Source organism: Thioalkalivibrio thiocyanodenitrificans ARhD 1 (assembly GCF_000378965.1).
Classification (GTDB): Bacteria; Pseudomonadota; Gammaproteobacteria; order Ectothiorhodospirales; family Ectothiorhodospiraceae; genus Thioalkalivibrio_A; species Thioalkalivibrio_A thiocyanodenitrificans.
Map to the genome: position 1 here is coordinate 1,286,018 of NZ_KB900536.1, position 18,565 is coordinate 1,304,582.

14 protein-coding genes, 5 tRNA genes and 2 rRNA genes (1 of these 21 only partly in view) are annotated in these 18,565 nt (G+C 63.7%); 4 read left to right on the forward strand and 17 right to left on the reverse strand.

Annotated features, from left to right (window positions below; genetic code table 11):
• Nucleotides 1-48 precede the first annotated feature (48 nt).
• The 9 genes from rplA to THITHI_RS0106090 all read right to left on the reverse strand — a co-directional run bounded on the left by rplA (nucleotide 49) and on the right by THITHI_RS0106090 (nucleotide 4,044).
• Nucleotides 49-738 carry a 50S ribosomal protein L1 gene (gene rplA / locus THITHI_RS0106050; RefSeq protein ID WP_018232187.1) on the reverse strand — a complete coding sequence of 230 codons (690 nt, stop codon included), beginning with the start codon at nucleotides 736-738 and terminating at the stop codon, nucleotides 49-51.
• A gap of 1 nt (nucleotide 739) precedes the next feature.
• Nucleotides 740-1,171, reverse strand: coding sequence for a 50S ribosomal protein L11 (rplK, locus tag THITHI_RS0106055; RefSeq protein ID WP_018232188.1), 432 nt, complete (start codon nucleotides 1,169-1,171; stop codon nucleotides 740-742).
• A gap of 120 nt (nucleotides 1,172-1,291) precedes the next feature.
• Entirely contained in the window at nucleotides 1,292-1,825 is a 534-nt protein-coding gene (gene nusG / locus THITHI_RS0106060; RefSeq protein WP_018232189.1) for a transcription termination/antitermination protein NusG, read from the reverse strand.
• A 9-nt stretch (nucleotides 1,826-1,834) separates the two neighbouring features.
• The gene (gene secE, locus THITHI_RS0106065) at nucleotides 1,835-2,212 is read right to left on the reverse strand and encodes a preprotein translocase subunit SecE (RefSeq protein WP_018232190.1); all 378 of its coding nucleotides are present in this window, start codon (nucleotides 2,210-2,212) and stop codon (nucleotides 1,835-1,837) included.
• 46 nt (nucleotides 2,213-2,258) lie between these two features.
• Nucleotides 2,259-2,334, reverse strand: a tRNA-Trp gene (locus THITHI_RS0106070).
• Nucleotides 2,335-2,400: 66 nt separating this feature from the next.
• The gene (tuf, locus tag THITHI_RS0106075; protein ID WP_018232180.1) at nucleotides 2,401-3,591 is read right to left on the reverse strand and encodes an elongation factor Tu; all 1,191 of its coding nucleotides are present in this window, start codon (nucleotides 3,589-3,591) and stop codon (nucleotides 2,401-2,403) included.
• A 51-nt stretch (nucleotides 3,592-3,642) separates the two neighbouring features.
• Nucleotides 3,643-3,718, reverse strand: a tRNA-Thr gene (locus tag THITHI_RS0106080).
• A 38-nt stretch (nucleotides 3,719-3,756) separates the two neighbouring features.
• A tRNA-Gly gene (locus tag THITHI_RS0106085) sits at nucleotides 3,757-3,830 on the reverse strand.
• 129 nt (nucleotides 3,831-3,959) lie between these two features.
• Nucleotides 3,960-4,044 (reverse strand) — tRNA-Tyr (locus THITHI_RS0106090).
• 303 nt (nucleotides 4,045-4,347) lie between these two features.
• On the opposite strand from THITHI_RS0106090, the gene THITHI_RS0106095 reads away from it, so the two are divergent.
• Together THITHI_RS0106095 and galE are read left to right on the forward strand one after the other, a co-directional pair.
• Nucleotides 4,348-5,679 (forward strand): UDP-glucose dehydrogenase family protein, encoded by a 1,332-nt coding sequence (locus THITHI_RS0106095; protein ID WP_018232191.1) that lies wholly within the window; start codon nucleotides 4,348-4,350, stop codon nucleotides 5,677-5,679.
• A 29-nt stretch (nucleotides 5,680-5,708) separates the two neighbouring features.
• Entirely contained in the window at nucleotides 5,709-6,692 is a 984-nt protein-coding gene (galE, locus tag THITHI_RS0106100; RefSeq protein WP_018232192.1) for a UDP-glucose 4-epimerase GalE, read from the forward strand.
• Nucleotides 6,693-6,759: 67 nt separating this feature from the next.
• Here the strand turns inward: galE and THITHI_RS0106105 are convergent, their stop codons facing one another.
• Together THITHI_RS0106105 and THITHI_RS20760 are read right to left on the reverse strand one after the other, a co-directional pair.
• Nucleotides 6,760-8,151 carry a VanZ family protein gene (locus tag THITHI_RS0106105; RefSeq protein WP_018232193.1) on the reverse strand — a complete coding sequence of 464 codons (1,392 nt, stop codon included), beginning with the start codon at nucleotides 8,149-8,151 and terminating at the stop codon, nucleotides 6,760-6,762.
• Between the two features lie 327 nt (nucleotides 8,152-8,478).
• The gene (locus THITHI_RS20760) at nucleotides 8,479-11,385 is read right to left on the reverse strand and encodes an autotransporter outer membrane beta-barrel domain-containing protein (protein ID WP_018232194.1); all 2,907 of its coding nucleotides are present in this window, start codon (nucleotides 11,383-11,385) and stop codon (nucleotides 8,479-8,481) included.
• A gap of 189 nt (nucleotides 11,386-11,574) precedes the next feature.
• Between THITHI_RS20760 and THITHI_RS20765 the strand changes: the two genes are divergently transcribed.
• Nucleotides 11,575-12,723, forward strand: a complete 1,149-nt coding sequence (locus THITHI_RS20765) for a hypothetical protein (RefSeq protein ID WP_026186103.1) — start codon at nucleotides 11,575-11,577, stop codon at nucleotides 12,721-12,723.
• A 640-nt stretch (nucleotides 12,724-13,363) separates the two neighbouring features.
• On the opposite strand, the gene THITHI_RS0106125 is transcribed toward THITHI_RS20765, so the two are convergent.
• The 4 genes from THITHI_RS0106125 to THITHI_RS18550 form a co-directional block, all read right to left on the reverse strand.
• Nucleotides 13,364-13,436 (reverse strand) — tRNA-Thr (locus tag THITHI_RS0106125).
• Between the two features lie 44 nt (nucleotides 13,437-13,480).
• The gene (locus THITHI_RS0106130) at nucleotides 13,481-14,134 is read right to left on the reverse strand and encodes a hypothetical protein (protein ID WP_018232196.1); all 654 of its coding nucleotides are present in this window, start codon (nucleotides 14,132-14,134) and stop codon (nucleotides 13,481-13,483) included.
• The gene (locus tag THITHI_RS0106135) at nucleotides 14,110-14,874 is read right to left on the reverse strand and encodes a type III pantothenate kinase (protein ID WP_018232197.1); all 765 of its coding nucleotides are present in this window, start codon (nucleotides 14,872-14,874) and stop codon (nucleotides 14,110-14,112) included. The genes THITHI_RS0106130 and THITHI_RS0106135 overlap by 25 nt, the downstream gene beginning before the upstream one ends.
• Entirely contained in the window at nucleotides 14,871-15,866 is a 996-nt protein-coding gene (locus THITHI_RS18550) for a biotin--[acetyl-CoA-carboxylase] ligase (protein WP_018232198.1), read from the reverse strand. The genes THITHI_RS0106135 and THITHI_RS18550 overlap by 4 nt, the downstream gene beginning before the upstream one ends.
• A gap of 88 nt (nucleotides 15,867-15,954) precedes the next feature.
• Between THITHI_RS18550 and THITHI_RS18555 the strand changes: the two genes are divergently transcribed.
• Entirely contained in the window at nucleotides 15,955-16,599 is a 645-nt protein-coding gene (locus THITHI_RS18555) for a lytic transglycosylase domain-containing protein (protein WP_018232199.1), read from the forward strand.
• Between the two features lie 143 nt (nucleotides 16,600-16,742).
• Here the strand turns inward: THITHI_RS18555 and rrf are convergent.
• Together rrf and THITHI_RS0106155 are read right to left on the reverse strand one after the other, a co-directional pair.
• A 5S ribosomal RNA gene (gene rrf / locus THITHI_RS0106150) occupies nucleotides 16,743-16,858 on the reverse strand.
• Between the two features lie 112 nt (nucleotides 16,859-16,970).
• Nucleotides 16,971-18,565 (reverse strand): 23S ribosomal RNA (locus THITHI_RS0106155); it runs 1,292 nt beyond the window's last position.

The following is an 18,565-nucleotide window of genomic DNA, read 5'->3' on the forward strand; positions in this document are numbered from 1 at the left end:
CTACCCAAACTGTTGCGGGCGCAATCAACAAGCACCCGCGTCAATAAACTACAAACTGGCCTGATCCACACTGATGCCCGGCCCCATGGTGGTGGAGACGGTCACCTTCTTCATGTAGATGCCCTTGGCCGCGGAAGGCTTGGCCTTCTGCAGGTCGGCCAGCAGCGCGTTAAGGTTCTCCGCCAGCGCCTCCGGCTGGAAACCCACGTTGCCGATGGTGCAGTGGATGATGCCGGCCTTGTCGGTGCGGTAGCGCACCTGGCCGGACTTGGCGTTCTTCACGGCAGTGGCCACATCGGTGGTCACCGTGCCCACCTTGGGATTCGGCATCAGCCCGCGGGGACCCAGAATCTGACCCAGCTGACCCACCACGCGCATGGCATCCGGGGTAGCGATGACCACGTCGAAATCCATGTTGCCCTTCTTCACCTCTTCCGCCAGATCATCCATGCCGACGATGTCGGCACCGGCCTCTTTCGCCGCATCGGCGTTGGCGCCCTGGGTGAACACCGCCACGCGCACGGTCTTACCGGTGCCGTTGGGCAGCACGGTGGAACCGCGCACCACCTGATCGGACTTGCGCGGATCCACGCCCAGGTTGACGCTCACATCAACAGACTCCGCGAACTTCACCGAGGAGAGATCCTTGAGGATCTGCAGGGCCTCGGTCACCGGATACAGCTTGCCGGGTTCCACTTTCTCGCGAATGGCCCGCATGCGCTTGCTCAGCTTTGCCATGTCAGACACCCTCCACTTCAAGGCCCATGCTGCGGGCGCTGCCGGCGATGGTGCGCACCGCCGCATCCATATCCGCCGCAGTCAGGTCCGGCTGCTTCGTTCTGGCGATCTCTTCGAGCTGCTCCCGGGTGACCGTACCCACCTTGTTGGTGTTGGGTGTGGCAGAACCGGAAGTGATGCCGGCGGCCTTCTTCAGCAGGATGGAGGCCGGCGGAGTCTTGGTGATGAAGGTGAAACTACGGTCCGTATACACGGTAATCACCACCGGAATCGGCAGACCCGGCTCGACACCCTGGGTCTGGGCATTGAAGGCCTTGCAGAATTCCATGATGTTGACACCGCGCTGACCCAGCGCCGGACCGACCGGCGGGCTCGGGTTGGCCTGACCGGCCTTGACCTGCAGCTTGATGTAAGCGTCGATTTTCTTTGCCATTACAAACTCCTAGTGTGGGTACAAGCGCCGCGAGGCTCCCCTGTAAATCAGTGGCAAGTCTCAAGTGGCTAGTGGCAAGGGAACCCCTTGAGACTAGCCACTTGCCACTTGCTACCGCCTTTAAGCCTTCTCCACCTGGTGGAACTCGAGTTCCACCGGCGTGGATCGGCCGAAAATCTGCACCGCCACCAGCAGGCGGTTCTTGTCGTAATTCACTTCCTCGACAACGCCATTGAAGTCGTTGAACGGTCCATCGGTCACCCGCACCACCTCGCCGGGCTCGAACAGGACCTTCGGCCGCGGCTTCTCGGCACCTTCCTGCATGCGCTGCAGTATGGTGTCGGCCTCCTTGTCACTGATGGGGGACGGCTTGTCCGCGGAAGCGCCGATGAAGCCGAGCACCTTGGGGACATCCTTGACGAGGTGCCAGGTCTCGTCGTCCATCTCCATCTGCACCAGCACATAGCCGGGAAAGAACTTTCGCTCACTCTTGCGTTTCTGTCCCTCACGCATCTCGACGACTTCCTCGGTAGGCACCAGGATCTCGCCGAACTTGTCCTGCATACCAAAACGCTCAATACGCTCCTGCAGGGAGCGCTTCACGTGATTCTCGAAGCCCGAGTAGGCGTGCACCACATACCAACGCAAAGCCATGTGTATTCCTTACCCTCCGGTACCGATGAACATGCGCACACCCCAGGCGAGGAACATATCGAGCAGCCACAGGAATATGCCCACCAGGATCACCACCACGATGACGATGAGCGTGGTCTGCGTCGCCTCGGCCCGGGTCGGCCATACCATCTTGCGCACCTCGGTGCGTGATTCCCGGAGAAAGCCGGCCAGGGACTGCCCCAAGGCCGTGGTGAACACGATACCTGCCGCCACGATCGCCACCGCCAGAAGGCCCAGCACCCGGAACAGCAGCGACTCGTCGGCATACCAGTAGAAGGCAAGCACGCCCAGCACCAGCAGAGCGACCGCAAAGGCCAGCTTGATGGTATCGAACCCGGATCCCTCTATCTCGTCCGTCTTTGCCATGGGTTACCTGAATGGACCTGTTTCGTTCAGCACGATGCCGATGAAGTGGCAGGCCAGGAGGGACTCGAACCCCCAACCTGCGGTTTTGGAGACCGCTGCTCTGCCAATTGAGCTACTGGCCTGGAAAAAATACGGTGAGGCGTGAGGCGTGGCTTTTACACCTCACCCCTCACGCCTGACCCCTTACGTCATTCAATAATCTTGGCGACAACGCCGGCGCCCACGGTGCGGCCGCCTTCGCGGATCGCGAAACGCAGACCGTCCTCCATGGCGATCGGGTTGATCAGCGACACCGTCATCTTCACGTTGTCACCCGGCATCACCATCTCCACACCCTCCGGCAGGTCCACCGAACCCGTCACGTCCGTGGTGCGGAAATAAAACTGCGGACGATATCCGTTGAAAAACGGCGTGTGACGACCACCCTCCTCCTTGGACAGCACATACACCTCCGCCTCAAACTTCGTGTGCGGCGTGATCGAACCGGGCTTGCACAGCACCTGACCACGCTCCACGTCATCGCGCTTCGTGCCGCGCAGCAGCACACCCACGTTGTCTCCCGCCTGACCCTGGTCCAGCAGCTTGCGGAACATCTCCACACCCGTGACCGTCGTCTTGACCGTATCCCGGATACCCACGATCTCGATCTCGTCGCCCACCTTCACGATCCCGCGCTCGATTCGACCCGTCACCACCGTGCCGCGACCGGAGATCGAGAACACATCCTCCACAGGCATCAAAAACGCACCGTCAATCGCACGCTCAGGCTCGGGAATAAAGCTGTCCAGCGCCTCGATCAGCTTGTCGATCGAGGGCGCGCCAATCTCGGACTCGTCGCCCTCCAGCGCCTTGAGCGCGGATCCCACAATGATCGGCGTATCATCACCCGGGAAATCATAGGACGACAGCAGATCACGAACCTCCATCTCCACCAGCTCCAGAAGCTCCGGATCGTCCACCATGTCCGCCTTGTTCATGTACACCACAATGTAGGGAACACCCACCTGGCGCGCCAGCAGAATGTGCTCGCGCGTCTGCGGCATCGGACCATCAGCCGCCGATACCACCAGGATCGCTCCGTCCATCTGCGCCGCACCAGTGATCATGTTCTTCACATAGTCGGCATGTCCCGGGCAGTCCACGTGCGCATAGTGGCGCGTGTCCGACTCGTACTCCACGTGCGCCGTGGCAATCGTGATCCCGCGCGCACGCTCCTCGGGGGCATTGTCAATCTGGTCGTAGGCACGAGACTCACCACCAAACTTCTTCGCCTGACACACCGTCAGCGCCGCCGTCAGCGTCGTCTTGCCATGGTCCACGTGACCAATGGTCCCTACGTTGACATGCGGCTTCTTACGCTCGAATTTTTCCTTGGACATGGTCTAACACCCCGGTTGACGTTCTAGATTGTGGCCAAATCCCAAAACTTATGGAGCCCATAACCGGACTTGAACCGGTGACCTCTTCCTTACCAAGGAAGTGCTCTACCGACTGAGCTATATGGGCCGACTCTCAACTCTTTAACAACCAACTGCGCGGTTCAATGGAGCGGGTGATGGGAATCGAACCCACATCATCAGCTTGGAAGGCTGAGGTTCTACCATTGAACTACACCCGCGTCTTGCACTCCCCGCCTCGCCGGCGACGCCCGGCGCGGGAGACATGCGCCACGGGCCGCCGCGCTCTGCGCGGCGCTCGGCTGCCGGATCGTCCCGTGCTTCGACACGTCCGGCGGCCCTGAAATCTTTGGTGGAGGGGGAAGGATTCGAACCTTCGAAGGCTGAGCCAGCAGATTTACAGTCTGCCCCCTTTGACCGCTCGGGAACCCCTCCAAAGCGAAAGCCGCCAATTGTGCGCCAGGGGTACTATAGTGTCAACCTGAATCGGGCCTTGTGGGGGGTGGGCGGGACTCTCCGGAGTTTAATGAAGGCCTGGCCGCCATCTGTTAGCATTCGCGCTGTCGCACACGCCGCCGATGGCCGGGCCCACGCCCGGCGCGCCATCACCGCACGGTTAACCCAGAGGGAACCGGGGCGGCCGATCCCCGTTGGTCACCAGGCCGGTCTGCCCGGCGGGCCGGCTCAGCGGGCAACTGTGCATCCGCGGCAAGTAAACATCAACAGGGACAGCCAGTTATGAAAGTGACCATCTATGGATCCGGCTACGTGGGGCTGGTCACCGGGGCCTGCCTTGCCCAGGTGGGTAACCATGTTCTGTGTGTGGACATCAATCATGCCAAGATCGAGGGACTCCGGCAGGGACGCATTCCCATCTACGAACCCGGTCTGGAGGACATGGTCAGGGACAATATGCTGGCAGACCGGCTGTCCTTCGGCACGGACCCGGCCGAGGGGGTGCGCCACGGCCTGTTCCAGATCATCGCGGTGGGCACCCCACCGGGCGAGGACGGCTCGGCCGATCTGACTCATGTGCTCACCGTGGCCCGTTGCATCGCGGAGCACTTGTCCGAGTACCGCATCGTGGTGACCAAGTCCACAGTGCCCGTGGGCACTGCTGACCGGGTGCGGGAGACCATCAGCGGGACCCTCGCCGCCCGTGACGGCGACGGGAAGTTCGACGTGGTATCCAATCCCGAGTTCCTCAAGGAGGGGGCAGCCATCGAGGACTTCATGAAGCCCGATCGGGTGGTGGTTGGCACCGACAACCCGCGGACCGCCGAGCTCATGCGTGCGCTCTACGCCCCCTTCAACCGCAGCCATGACCGGGTATTGTGCATGGACGTGCGCTCCGCGGAACTGACCAAGTACGCCGCCAACGCCATGCTCGCCACCAAGATCAGCTTCATGAACGAACTGTCCAATCTGGCCGAACGTCTGGGTGCCGATATCGAGCAGGTGCGCCAGGGCATCGGCGCTGACCCGCGCATCGGCTACCACTTCATCTACCCGGGCTGCGGCTACGGAGGCTCCTGCTTTCCCAAGGACGTCCGGGCCCTTGAGCATACCGCCCGCCAGGTAGGCTACGAGGCCCGTCTGCTGGAGGCGGTGGAAGCCGTCAACAATCGCCAGAAACACCGGCTGTTCGAGAAGATCTCGGCCCGATTCGGCGGAAATCTCTCCGGGTGCACCGTTGCGCTGTGGGGTCTGGCTTTCAAGCCCAATACCGACGACATGCGCGAAGCCTCCAGTCGGGTGCTCATGGAAGCGCTGTGGGACGCCGGAGCCCGGGTTCGGGCCTTCGACCCGGTGGCCGGACAGGAATGCCGACGGATCTACGATGAGCGCGACGATCTGGTGCTCTGCGAAACACCGGAAGAGGCCCTGCAGGGAGCAGACACCCTGGCCATCGTCACCGAGTGGACCGTGTTCCGCAGTCCCGATTTCGAGCTGATCCGCAAGGAGTTGAGACACCCCGTCATCTTCGACGGCCGCAACCTCTACGACCCGCGCCAAATGGAGGATATGGGTTTTGAGTACTACGCCGTCGGACGAGGCAGTAGCATCTGAAGTACAAGCGCCCTTGAGGAACGCAACCGATGCACCAGAGAGGAATTCTCGTCACCGGTGGTGCCGGTTACATCGGCAGTCATGTGGCCCTCATGCTGTCGGAGGCCGGCGAGCAGGTGGTGGTGCTGGACAATCTCTCCACGGGGTTTCGGGATGCCGTATTGAACAGCACCTTTGTTCAGGGGGACGTGGCGGACCGGGAGCTGGTGTCCGGACTGATCAGGACATACGACATCGACACGGTGATGCACTTCGCCGCCCACACCATAGTCCCTGAGTCGGTAGCTGACCCCCTCAAGTATTACCGCAACAATACCTGCGCCACCCGCACCCTGCTGGAATGCTGCCGCGATGCGGCGGTGAAACACTTCGTGTTCTCTTCCTCCGCCCAGGTCTACGGCATCTGCGGGGACGGACTGGCCCGGGAAGAGGCGCCTGCCGCCCCCCTCAACCCGTACGGTGCGTCCAAGCTCATGAGCGAATGGATGCTGCGTGACCTGTCCGCCGCATCGGGACTTCGCCACGTGGCGCTGCGCTATTTCAACGTGGCCGGTTCGGACCCGCAGGGGCGCCTCGGACAATCCACACGGGAGGCCACTTTGCTCATCAAGGTGGCCTGCGAGGTGGCGCTGGGGAAGCGCCCGGAGTTGACCATCTTCGGCACCGACTATCCCACCCCGGACGGTACCGGCGTGCGCGACTATATCCACGTGACGGACCTGGCCGTTGCCCACGTGCGGGCACTGGATTACCTGCGCGACGGCGGCCCCTCGGGCACCTACAACGCAGGCTACGGACGCGGATTCAGTGTACGTGAGGTGGTCGCCGCGGTGGAGCGGGCCCTGGGCGCAAAACTCCCGTTGCGCGAAGCGGCGCGCCGTGCGGGGGACCCGCCCCGGTTGATCGCCATGAACGACGCCATCCGGCGTACGCTTGGCTGGAAGCCTGAACTGGACAACCTGGACATTATCGTGCGCACTTCATTGAACTGGGAACGGCGAATCAAACCCTGACACGGCATTGACCGGCGCCAACCGATGCGCGCCCGAACCGGCGGCCGGCGGGCCGTCCACCGTCGCCTTATCCCGCCGGCCACGCATCCCGGGTCGCCGCTTCACGGGTGGCGTCCGGAACCGGCCGGGTGTCTGCGCCGGGGACCACCCACCACCACAACCCGGCGTAGAGCGTACCGGCCGCCAATCCTGCCAGAATCGGCGCGGCCGTGTCCGGACGCAGACCCGCCATGAACAGCTTGCTCGCCTCGAGTATCACGGCGAGCAATGCCGCTCCCCCGGCGGCCCGGAGCCACCGCCTGACCCGCGGCCCGCCATGGGCACGCAGATCCCACAGCCACAGACCCAGACCCAGGAATGCATACATGCCAAGGTGCATCAATACGCTCTGGATCGCCGCCGACTCCGGCACGAAGTAGTGGTAGTAGAAAGGCAGCCAGCGCATGGATTCCCACTGCGCCACGGCCGCCTCCCAGTTATCGATCCCTCTGACACCGCTCACCGCCAGCAATACCACCACGAGCAGATAGATCGGCAGAGCCGCCAATAGCAGCGGGCGCAGATTCATGTGGATGCCACGCCAGGGGATACGATCCCTCAGCACCCACACCGAGGCCCCCAACACCGCACCCAGAGCACGTAACGCCACCGAGGCTCCTTCGGCAATCCCGGAGACGGTGAGCATCTGCCCCACCTCCACCAACAGACCCAGGACAGCACCCGCGCCAAGTGCGGCAAGCAGGCGCCGCATGGGTCCGCCGGAAAGCCGATAGGCCACCCACAGTCCCAGGGGCGCCACCAGCAGCACCTCCAGCCCGCGCATGGCCACACAGCGGACCCCCCACCAGCAGCCGTCGGCCGCCGCTACCCATCCCCATTGATGGGAGATAAGCTTGGCGGACAACTCCCGGGCCGAGACGATAAGATCGAAGGGCAGCAGGCTGACAAACACATAAGCGGCCACGTAGACCGCCACCCACGCACCGAGCCCGCTGCGCCGATGCAGGAGACCCCTGGCCGATCCACGCACCGCCGGGATACGCGAAACCAGCCAGGCCAGCACCCCCACGACGCCCCCTGTCGCATTGGCACTGATGTCCGTGAGCGACGAACCACGGTTGGGAATCCACATCTGGAAGAACTCCACCGTGGACGTCACCGCCAGACAGAAGAACATCACCGGCAGCGCGCCGATCACGTGCAGCCAGGGATTGCGCACCCGATGCAGCCACCAGGCCGCCCAGAAGAACCCCAGTGGCACGAACATGAGCAGGTTGGACGCCCACTGCTGGCGTGCCCGGGGGCCGCTGCCGTCAAAGCGGATATTCTGATATCGCGTCCAGGCGTCAGACAGGCTGATGGATACGCTGAAATCAAAGGGCAGCAGCGTAAGATAGACCACCACCCCCAGATAACCCAGGGCCGCCAGTCGCCAGGTACGTGTGGAGATGGGATTCAAGATGGACGGGAAGGCGGGTTCGGTGATCGTTGCAGCGCGTTAACGCCCGGACCCGCACAGGATAACCGGCTTTGGGTCCGGCAGGTAACAAAACCAGCCCGTCCTGCTCCGGCCCGGGACATGGCCCTACCGCACACAACACATGACACCGGCCCCATCAACCTGATACCAGGCCGAAAGGGAGAGTCGGATCGGTTCGCGCAGACCCGGCGATCGGCGCCCGGGCGCCACGGCGGCGTTCCGATTCACCACACTCAGCCCGGCAGGCCGCCAGCCCGCCGGAATGCGGACCCGGTCAGCCGCGAAGGGGCGATGCCCGGGGAATCCTCAGTACCGGTAACGGGCGCGCACACCGGCGGTGTGGTCCCTGAAGTCGGACCGGAAGGCACCGGCATAGTCGACGGAAATCGTCAGTCCTGACCGGTTGACCAGATCAACACCCGCATTCGCGCGGATTGTGGTACCTGCCTGCTTCACGCCCGGGATGTGAACCGGTTCCGCGGAATCGACGAAGGTCAGATTCGCGGAACTCTCGTCACGCACAAGGTCATAACCCACCGACGCACCGCCGCGCAGGCGCAGGGTCGAGCTGTCACCGCCCGCCATCTCCCCGGCCATCCGAACCCCGATCTCCGGCTCGACGCGGGCGATGCTGTCCGGATCCTCGCGTCGTTCGATCTCTCCACCGAACCGGAACGAATTGACGCTCACATGGGAGGCAGTCAGCCGTGTGAACGGCGTCAGCGTGCCAGTCTCGCCCACAGGCATGTCATAGCCGCCGGTCAACCGGCCGTGGAGACTGTGTCCGCTGTAACTGGCCCGTTGACGGTCGCCGGGACCCGCCAGAAATCGCGTGTCACGATGTTCATGGCGACCAAGCGAGGCCTGCCAATGCAGAAACCACGCCTCGTTGGTCGGGAACATCCCGCCATAGTGCGTTACGACAAAACTGTCGACATCGAGGTCGTTGGCATGCCGATCACCCTTGAAATCGACATCCGTGCTCCCGTAGGTAAAGGCAAGGCCCAGCACCACATCGGAATTTATCCACCTGTCCGCGCCAACGCTCAGGCCGAACGTATCCATATCGTAACCGCTGACGCCATCGCGGCGGCCCTGATCCGCGCGCGAGGCAAAGATCTGAGCCCACGCACCATCCCGGGCCCCTGCCAGTGAACCATCATGCACGTCCGCCGTGACAACCGGCGTATGACCGACGGACGCCAGGCGCGGCAGGTCGCCGTACCCGGCATTCTCGCGATCAGCCTCCAGGATGCGAAATCGTCGATCAAGCGCGGGCCCCATCAGACCATACACATGCAGGGCCGACATCTGCCGGGCACCGGTGGTGTCGGCGGTGACCTGCTCGGCCAGCAACCGGAGGTCATCATCACTGCCGGAATCCAGTACATGGAAGGCCCCTGGCCCGAACCAGCCGGCATTCTCAAACAACGACCCCAGAACCGGCTGTGCGGGCGGCGAGAGGTCGAGTTGCCCGATCAGTTGCGCCGCGCCATTGCTGGTGCCGCCCAGCACCACCAACGCATGGTCGCGCGCTTCCAGGTCGAAGAAGAACAGCCTCGATTCCGGCGCTTCGAAAGTCTCCGGCAACGCGACCTCGCTGCCCTCGACGCCGGCGATCACCGGCATCTCCGCACCTTCCTCCGCCAGCGCCTGCCAGATGGCCTGGTTATCCAGTTCGCCGGCCTGAACGCTCAGCGCCGCTCCCGCCTCGACGATCACACGGTCGGCCGTAATACGGCCGACGGCCAGCGCATCCTCGCCATCGAGGAACAGACTGGTGCGCAGTTCACCGCCACTCGCATCGTCACTGCCGAGCCGGAAGGTCGCCTGCTCCCCGATATCGAGCCGCGTCGTGCCCACGTCCAGCAGGCCGCCGCTGCCACCGACCACATGGAAATCCCTCACCGACCACTGAAGCGGATCACCCCCGCCGGCATGCACCACCAGTTCCCGCCCGTCACCCACGGTCAGCCTGCCGGTCTCCACGGTCGTATCCGTCAGATGGGTATGGCCTGCCGACATGCTGAAGTGATTGTCGACCTCGATTGCGCCCCCGACCCCGACGAGGTCGCCATGGAGAACGAGATCGTCACCCACACGGAGCGTCGCATGGACGATCTCCGTATCGAGGCCGTCTCCGAGCACCAGGGACGTATCCACCGACACCCTGTTGACCGCTTCGCCATCGCCCTGGATCCTCAGCCGAGCCGGGTCCCCTTCGCGACGTGCCTCAATGGTTGCCTGACCACGCTGAAAGTCGGCATCGGCGGACTGCAGCCCAAGCCACGTGCCGGTACCAATATCGAGACTGTCGAACCTGATGTCCATCCGGCTGTCCGCCAGCGTCAAAGCGGCTTCGTCGCCAAGCGCAAGGCTGTTGCCGTCGATGTTGGGCGGCGGGCCCAACTGTGGGCCGGCACCGGCGATGGTCAGGGCGCTGCCATCCCTGAGCCCGACGAACGCCGCATCTCCCAGCGCAAGCCGGGCGTTGCCGTGACGCCCTGCGGTGGCCTCGATGCCCAGTCCGGACTCCCCGGTGACACTGATCTCCGCGCCTGCGCCGACCTCCACGGTGGCCGTCCCGCCATGGACTCCGCTGGTGGCGTGACCGCCAGAGACCGTGAAGCGGCTGCCGTCCTCCACCGCCACAGCGGCGTCGGCGCCCAGGGCGAGAGCAGCAGTACCGCCTGTCCGACCCTGAGCGACGTCCCGGCTTGTCGAAACCCCGGCAGCACCCTGCCGCGTATTCTGTCGAATGAAGGCGGTTCCACCATGGCCACCACGCATGATCAGTGCGCTGTCGCCGGTCACCGAGACGGCAGCGCCCTCCTCCAGTCTAAGAGCCACACGGCCACCGCCGCCGCCGACGGCCCTGGCCTCCTGCGTGATCATCGCTGCGTCGTCCACGCCATCGAGTCCCTGCCGGGCAATCTGCGTAACCATGGCCCCGCCGCCGGCGCCGGTCTCGAGACGGATATCGCCGCCTTCACTGACGGACAGGCCGGCATGACGCCCGATGTCCATGCTCAGCAAGCCCCCCTGCCCCCCGCGCGCCGTGGCATCCTGACTGATCATCGCCACGTTGCCGTGACCGCCGATCTCTTGCTCGGCGGTCTGACGTACTTCGGCGCTTCCGCCGCGTCCGGTGGTCGCGCTGAATGTGCCCCCGGTACCAAGGTCAAGGGCATCCCCGTGAATGTCGAAGGCCATGTTTCCGCCGTGACCGCCAGTGGCTGTGGCGGCCAGGTCCTGTGCAGCCACCCCGTTCTGGACAACGGCACCACCCGATTGCGTGATCCGCGCTCCCGAACTGCCCTGGCCAACGGTCAGCCGGCCGCCTGATCTGTCCCCGAACAGCGCACCGGGTGATGACCCCTGAATCCGGCCGGACCCCCCACCATGAGCGCCTGCATCGGCCTGCAGATTCAGGACCGAGGCCTGATCGCCGGCCAGACCGATCCCGGACTGGGCCTGTTCAATCCGGCTGCCGGCGAGCGCCTGCGCGCTCGCATCCATGCTGATGACGACGTCACCACCACCAGGACCACTCGCGTCACCACCAATGGCAACGGCTTCCTGCGTCTGCCGGACCAGGCTGCCATCGACGGCCTCACCTTGCAGATTCATGACAACCAGAGCATCTCCGCCCGTACCGCCCGCCCCGCCGGGACCACCCGCACCACCGACACCGTCGCCGCTGGCACCTCCACCATTGCCCCCGGCACCACCGGCGCCACCCGCACCCGCCGTGGCCACGGCATCCTGGGCCTGTGTCACCGTGCCCCCGCGGGTGACCTCACCTTCGGCCGTCTGGACGACAACGGCCGTCCCGCCATGGCCCCCCGCACCACCATCACCGCCAGCCCCGGCCACGCCCAAGTCACCGGCGTCTCCACCATGGCCACCGGCACCACCGGCACCCCCCGAACCCGCTATCGCCAGCGCCTCCTGGGCCTGTGTCACCGTGCCTCCGCCGGTCACCTTCCCGTCGGCCGTCTGGACAACGATGGCCGTACCACCGTCGCCCCCGGCACCCCCGGCGCCACCCGCCCCGCCAATGCCTTCCCCACTGGCGTCACCACCGGCACCACCGGCACCGCCCGTACTCTCATTGGCCGCGATCGCCGACCCGTCCTGGGACTGTGTCACCGTGCCCCCGTTGGTGACCTGACCTTCTACCGTCTGGGCAACAATGGCCGTTTCGCCATCACCCCCGGCACCCCCGGCACCACCCGCCCCGCCGACGCCGTCCTCGCTGGCGTCGCCACCAGCACCACCGGCACCGCCCGTACTGTTGTTGGCCGCGATCGCCACCCCGTCCTGGGACTGTGTCACCGTGCCCCCGTTGGTGACCTGACCTTCTACCGTCTGGGCAACAATGGCCGTTTCGCCATCACCCCCGGCACCCCCGGCACCACCCGCCCCGCCGACGCCGAAGCCACTGGCATCACCGCCATCACCCCCGACGCCGCCCGTACTCTCACTGGCCGAGATCGACACCGCCTCCTGAAGCTGCGTGACCGTACCCTCCTCAATGACATTTGCTGAGGCCATCTGCTGGACAATGGCCGTTGCGAAGTCGCCGCCGTCACCGCCATCGCCGCCCGCCCCGCCGACGCCGTCGCCACTGACCTGACCGCCATCGCCGCTGTCACCGCCCGTACTCACGCTGACCGAGATCGACACCGCATCCTGGATCTGCGTGATGACCGCAACCCCTGCTTGCGCGGCCCACGGGGCGACCACCCAGGGGACGATGACAGCGCCGAGGGAAATGGCGACCATGCGGGCCCTGCGGGCCACCTTGGCGTTACGGGGGGTCAAGGACATGCTTGTGATCCTGTTGCCGGCGAGGGATACGGCCGACTCAGCGGGCCGTTATCACGCGTGTTGGCACAGCGACGTGCCGAATGGGTATACACATGGATTGGCGGGCTCATGCGAGCCTTTTGTGATCTATCGCACATTTTAAGACCGCAGTCTATGTGCGAACGCATCCCGGGACAAGCGCCGATGGACGCATGCACCGAACCTGTTCGGTGAGGAAAGCGGGAAGATTCCGGCAGCGGGACAGTACGCGTCGAGCACCCGGAACAGCAGGACAGGGGCGATGGTTACGCCCGGTTTTCACTGACAAGCCCCAGGCTGTCCCGAAGGACGGATTGGACAAGCCGGGGGAGAGAATCGGAGCTGGCGACAGGAGTCGAACCTGCGACCCGCTGATTACAAATCAGCTGCTCTACCAACTGAGCTACGCCAGCAGAATCGAACGCGAAATACTACTCCAGCAACCGCGGGCGGGCAATCATCGCCCGGTGACGTCGACTTCCGCGGGGCACGGGCGATCCATGCGACCCAATCCGTTCGGTATAAACACGGAGCCGATCCGGTCCTCGGGTATCACCAGATCCAGCCAGTAGACGGTCTGAGTACGAAAGCGCGCCTCGATGCGGGGCGCATACCCAAGGGCCTCCACCTGACGCACACGGCGCACGGCACGCGCATGCTCCGAGAAGAGACCGAGGGACAGCGCATTGCGCTGCTCCCCCTCATTCAGGACATACAGATCCTCAAGCCCCCGCCCGGTGAGCGTCCTGGCCAGTTGCAGCGCCGCCTGGCGGTTGGCCTGGGGCGGCAGGAACACCCAGTAGGCGGACACCACCTCCCGGGACGAAGTGCGCAAACCGGCCAGGGCACCCTGCTCCTCCAGAACCGCCTGCAGGGACCCCGCAGCGTCAGGATCCATGAGCGGCCCGACGGTCTCGCAACGCAGGCCCGCGCCAACCGGTTCGTAAACCGATTGCTCGTCCCGCTCTGACAGGAGTACGAGACGAGCCGCGCCCGGATGACTGTTGACCTCGGTGGACGGAAATACCGGTGCGGCGGGCTCCCGGTGAAACGTATGCCAGTAGAGAAACGCCAGATTCAGGGCGATCAGCAGGAGCGCCAGGGATCGCATGCGTCACCCTCCATGATGAAAAATGCGCCCTGAAACACCAGCCAGGGACGCCACGCATAGGACAACCTGCCATGAGCATCGATCAGGGCAGCATCCCCGCCGGTCAACACCCGCGCGGGAACTGCCGGGCCCATGACTTCAGTCACTCGCTCGCACAACCCGTCCACGGCACTGGCGAGCCCCAACACCGTACCCGAAGCGATCTGGTCGACGGTATTGGCCGCCAGGGACGAGATACGGCGCTCGTCCACATCGGGCAGTGCCGCGGTTCCCGCACAGAGACTGCGCCGCATCAGCGACAAGCCGGGCAGAATCAGCCCGCCCAGATGCCGCCCGTGTTCGTCCAGGGCATCGATGGTCACCGCTGTGCCACAGTCCACCACCACCAGCGGCCCCTCGAACAGGCGGTGCGCAGCCACCATGGCCGCGTAACGGTCCGTACCCAGGGCCTCCACCTGCGCGTAGGCAGGCCAGACGCCATGGGCGCCACGGCCCGTACGCACCACAAACGGTGACGGCAGACCCTGCCGGACACACCAACCGGACACCTGATCGGCAAACGCCGCATCCCGCACACTGACCAGCGCAACCCGCTCGGGTGCCCCCTCAGCGACAATCCGGCCGGCCAGTTCCGAGAGCCCCTCTTCGTCGGGTGACACCGCGCCGGTTACCGGCTCTGCCCCCCTTTCCACAATCGCCCACTTGAGCCGACTGTTGCCGGCATCCAGCAGGAGCTTCATGATGCCAGCCTCCGCACCCGCACCTCACCGGAGTGCAGCAGCCACTGCGCTTCGCCGTTCGCCACCCGCAGACGCCCTGCTTCATCCACACCCGATGCCAGTCCATCGATCACACCATCGGGACACTCAACCCGCACCGGCTCGCCGGCCAGCACATCGAACGCCGCCCACTGTCTGCCCAATTGGCCGGGATCCTGTGCGGGAAACGCGCAAAGCGCGTCCGCCAGGACCTCCAGCAGCAGGGCCGCAAGGCGGTTGCGCTCCGGCAGCGATCCGGGCAGCACCGACGCCAGGTCGGTCCAGGGTTGATCGATGGGGGCAGAGGGCGGCAACCGCACGTTGAGCCCCAACCCGATGACCAACCAGGACTGATCCGAACTTCGGCGCTGCTCCACCAGGATGCCGCCCAGCTTGCGTCCGGACACCAGCAGGTCGTTTGGCCATTTCACGCCGATCCCGTCCACACCCATCTCGCGCAACAAACCGGCTATCGCTATCCCCAGGGCCAGGGTGACACGAGGCGGCACGTCGACCCATCGCGACGTATCCCAGCGCATGCTCATCGCAATGCCGGACCCAAAGGGCATGTGCCACTGACGCCCGCGCCGGCCACGACCGGCCGTCTGGTACTCGGCGAGGCACGCGAGGTTGCGAATCGACGGCGACTGCGCGGACACCCAGGCATTGGTGGAATCGATGACCGGGAACACCCGGACTTCCAGACGTTCCCTGACGCCGTCGGGGAGCTCGGACATAATACGTTCCGCGTCGAGCAACGCCGGAGCGTCGCCCGGCCATCGCCACTTTCCGGTCGTTGGTTCCTCCAGGACCAGGCCCCAGTCCGCCATGACCTGCTGCGCGGCCGCCAGACGCCGCTGCGGCAGGCCGAGCCGGGGCCATCCGGCAGGTTGGTCGCCATGCCAGGCCAGGCAGCGAATCAGCGCGATCGCATCCTGTTCTGCCTGAAGATCTCGCGAAAATTCTGACGGCATAGGTTCCTGGCTGGACGGATGGTATTACCGCACCCTTCTTGAGCTGGCGGCCTGTACGCTATGATCGTGTCCTCAGGGGAGGAACACAATGCGGCTGATTCAAAGAAGGGGCATTTTCTGGTTGCTGCTTGCGGCGGCAGGCCTGGCCCTTCAGTCGCCGGCCGTACCGGCACAAGGCCAGATTCATATCCATCGGGGTGCCGACGGGACCCGCCTGTTTACCGACCGGCGCATCATGGGGCCCGATTACACCTACATCGGCACGTATGGACGTCCCACGGCTTCACATGCCTGTCAGGGCATCACGCCGCGGATCCTGGCCGAGCGGGCCCGCCCTTATGCCAATACGGTCCGTGATTTCGCCAACCAGTATGGTGTGGACCCGGAGTTGGTGCATGCGGTCATCACGGTGGAATCCTGCTTCGACCGTCACGCCGTGTCCCGGGTGGGCGCCCAGGGCCTGATGCAACTCATGCCCGCCACTGCCCGGGAACTCGGGGTACGGGACAGCTTCGACGCCACGCAAAACATACGCGGCGGCATCCGCTACCTGCAACAGATGCTCCAGCGGTTCGACCAGGACACCACCCTCGCACTCGCCGCGTACAATGCAGGACCCGGCGCGGTACAGCGCCACCAGGGCGTTCCGCCGTTCCGTGAAACCCAGAACTATATCGTCCGCGTGATGGACCACTACCAACGCCTGTCCGACGCGGGCGGCGCGTCTCGTTGACGCGCCTTCGGTAGATCCATCACCCCCTGTGCAGTTCCATGCCATGCCCGAGGTCTCCGGTTGATGGAACCTGTCGCCCGGCGGTTTCCCATGCCCATAAAAAAACCCCGTGGTCTGCTCGACCACGGGGTTTTGGAGTAAGTGCCTGGCAGTGACCTACTTTCGCATGGGGAAGCCCCAAACTATCATCGGCGCTGAGCGGTTTCACTTCCGAGTTCGGGATGGGATCGGGTGGTTCCCACTCGCCATTGCCGCCAGGCAAACTTGTACCGCGTACCGGTTAAATCCGATACACAGAATTCGGAAAAGCATCCAGGCGCAGTGTTATGTCGATTTCGGACCATATACACACCCAAACCGTTTGGGGTTGTATGGTCAAGCCGCACGGGCAATTAGTACTGGTTAGCTTCACACATTACTGCGCTTCCACATCCAGCCTATCAACGTCGTAGTCTCCGACGGCCCTTCAGGGACCTCGAGGGTCCAGGGAAATCTCATCTTGAGGTGGGCTTCCCGCTTAGATGCTTTCAGCGGTTATCCCTTCCGTACTTAGCTACCCGGCAATGCCACTGGCGTGACAACCGGAACACCAGAGGTACGTCCACTCCGGTCCTCTCGTACTAGGAGCAGATCCTCTCAAATTTCCGACGCCCACGGCAGATAGGGACCGAACTGTCTCACGACGTTCTAAACCCAGCTCGCGTACCACTTTAAATGGCGAACAGCCATACCCTTGGGACCTGCTTCAGCCCCAGGATGTGATGAGCCGACATCGAGGTGCCAAACACTGCCGTCGATATGGACTCTTGGGCAGTATCAGCCTGTTATCCCCGGAGTACCTTTTATCCGTTGAGCGATGGCCCTTCCATACAGAACCACCGGATCACTAAGACCTGCTTTCGCACCTGCTCGACTTGTCTGTCTCGCAGTCAAGCACCCTTTTGCCTTTGCACTCAGTGCGCGATTTCCGACCGCGCTGAGGGTACCTTCGCACTCCTCCGTTACTCTTTGGGAGGAGACCGCCCCAGTCAAACTACCCACCACACACTGTCTCTGTCCCGGATAACGGGACTAGGTTAGAACTTCAAACATGCCAGGGTGGTATTTCAAGGTTGGCTCCACGACGACTGGCGTCGCCGCTTCAAAGCCTCCCACCTATCCTACACAAGCAGGTTCAAAGTTCAGTGTGAAGCTGTAGTAAAGGTTCACGGGGTCTTTCCGTCTAGCCGCGGGTACACTGCATCTTCACAGCGATTTCAATTTCACTGAGTCTCGGGTGGAGACAGTGCCGCCATCGTTACGCCATTCGTGCAGGTCGGAACTTACCCGACAAGGAATTTCGCTACCTTAGGACCGTTATAGTTACGGCCGCCGTTTACCGGGGCTTCGATCAAGAGCTTCGCCGAAGCTAACCCCATCAATTAACCTTCCGGCACCGGGCAGGCGTCACACCCTATACGTCCTCTTTCGAGTTTGCAGAGTGCTGTGTTTTTAATAAACAGTCGCAGCGGCCTGGTCTCTGCGACCCTCAGCAGCTCAGGGAGCAAGTCCCGTCACCACCAAGGGCGTACCTTCTCCCGAAGTTACGGTACCATTTTGCCTAGTTCCTTCACCCGAGTTCTCTCAAGCGCCTTGGGATTCTCACCCTGCCCACCTGTGTCGGTTTCGGGTACGGTCCCGTGATACCTGAAGCTTAGAGGATTTTCTTGGAAGCATGGCATCGATCACTTCGCTCCACGTAGGAACTCGTCATCACGTCTCGGGATTGTGAAACCGGATTTTCCTGGAATCACTCCCTACTCGCTTAAACCGGGACAACCAACGCCCGGCTGATCTAGCCTTCTCCGTCCCCCCGTCGCAGTATCACGAGGTACAGGAATATTAGCCTGTTTCCCATCGATTACGCATTTCTGCCTCACCTTAGGGGCCGACTAACCCTGCGCCGATTAACGTTGCGCAGGAAACC

Excerpts from the sequence above, each read along its gene's own strand:
- rplA (WP_018232187.1), bottom strand. The coding sequence starts at position 738 with ATGGCAAAGCTGAGCAAGCGCATGCGGGCCATTCGCGAGAAAGTGGAA.
- galE (WP_018232192.1), top strand. The coding sequence starts at position 5,709 with ATGCACCAGAGAGGAATTCTCGTCACCGGTGGTGCCGGTTACATCGGC.
- THITHI_RS0106130 (WP_018232196.1), bottom strand. The coding sequence starts at position 14,134 with ATGCGATCCCTGGCGCTCCTGCTGATCGCCCTGAATCTGGCGTTTCTC.
- secE (WP_018232190.1), bottom strand. The coding sequence starts at position 2,212 with ATGGCAAAGACGGACGAGATAGAGGGATCCGGGTTCGATACCATCAAG.
- nusG (WP_018232189.1), bottom strand. The coding sequence starts at position 1,825 with ATGGCTTTGCGTTGGTATGTGGTGCACGCCTACTCGGGCTTCGAGAAT.
- THITHI_RS18550 (WP_018232198.1), bottom strand. The coding sequence starts at position 15,866 with ATGCCGTCAGAATTTTCGCGAGATCTTCAGGCAGAACAGGATGCGATC.
- THITHI_RS0106135 (WP_018232197.1), bottom strand. The coding sequence starts at position 14,874 with ATGAAGCTCCTGCTGGATGCCGGCAACAGTCGGCTCAAGTGGGCGATT.
- THITHI_RS18555 (WP_018232199.1), top strand. The coding sequence starts at position 15,955 with ATGCGGCTGATTCAAAGAAGGGGCATTTTCTGGTTGCTGCTTGCGGCG.
- THITHI_RS0106095 (WP_018232191.1), top strand. The coding sequence starts at position 4,348 with ATGAAAGTGACCATCTATGGATCCGGCTACGTGGGGCTGGTCACCGGG.
- rplK (WP_018232188.1), bottom strand. The coding sequence starts at position 1,171 with ATGGCAAAGAAAATCGACGCTTACATCAAGCTGCAGGTCAAGGCCGGT.
- THITHI_RS20765 (WP_026186103.1), top strand. The coding sequence starts at position 11,575 with ATGAGCGCCTGCATCGGCCTGCAGATTCAGGACCGAGGCCTGATCGCC.
- THITHI_RS20760 (WP_018232194.1), bottom strand. The coding sequence starts at position 11,385 with ATGGCCTTCGACATTCACGGGGATGCCCTTGACCTTGGTACCGGGGGC.
- tuf (WP_018232180.1), bottom strand. The coding sequence starts at position 3,591 with ATGTCCAAGGAAAAATTCGAGCGTAAGAAGCCGCATGTCAACGTAGGG.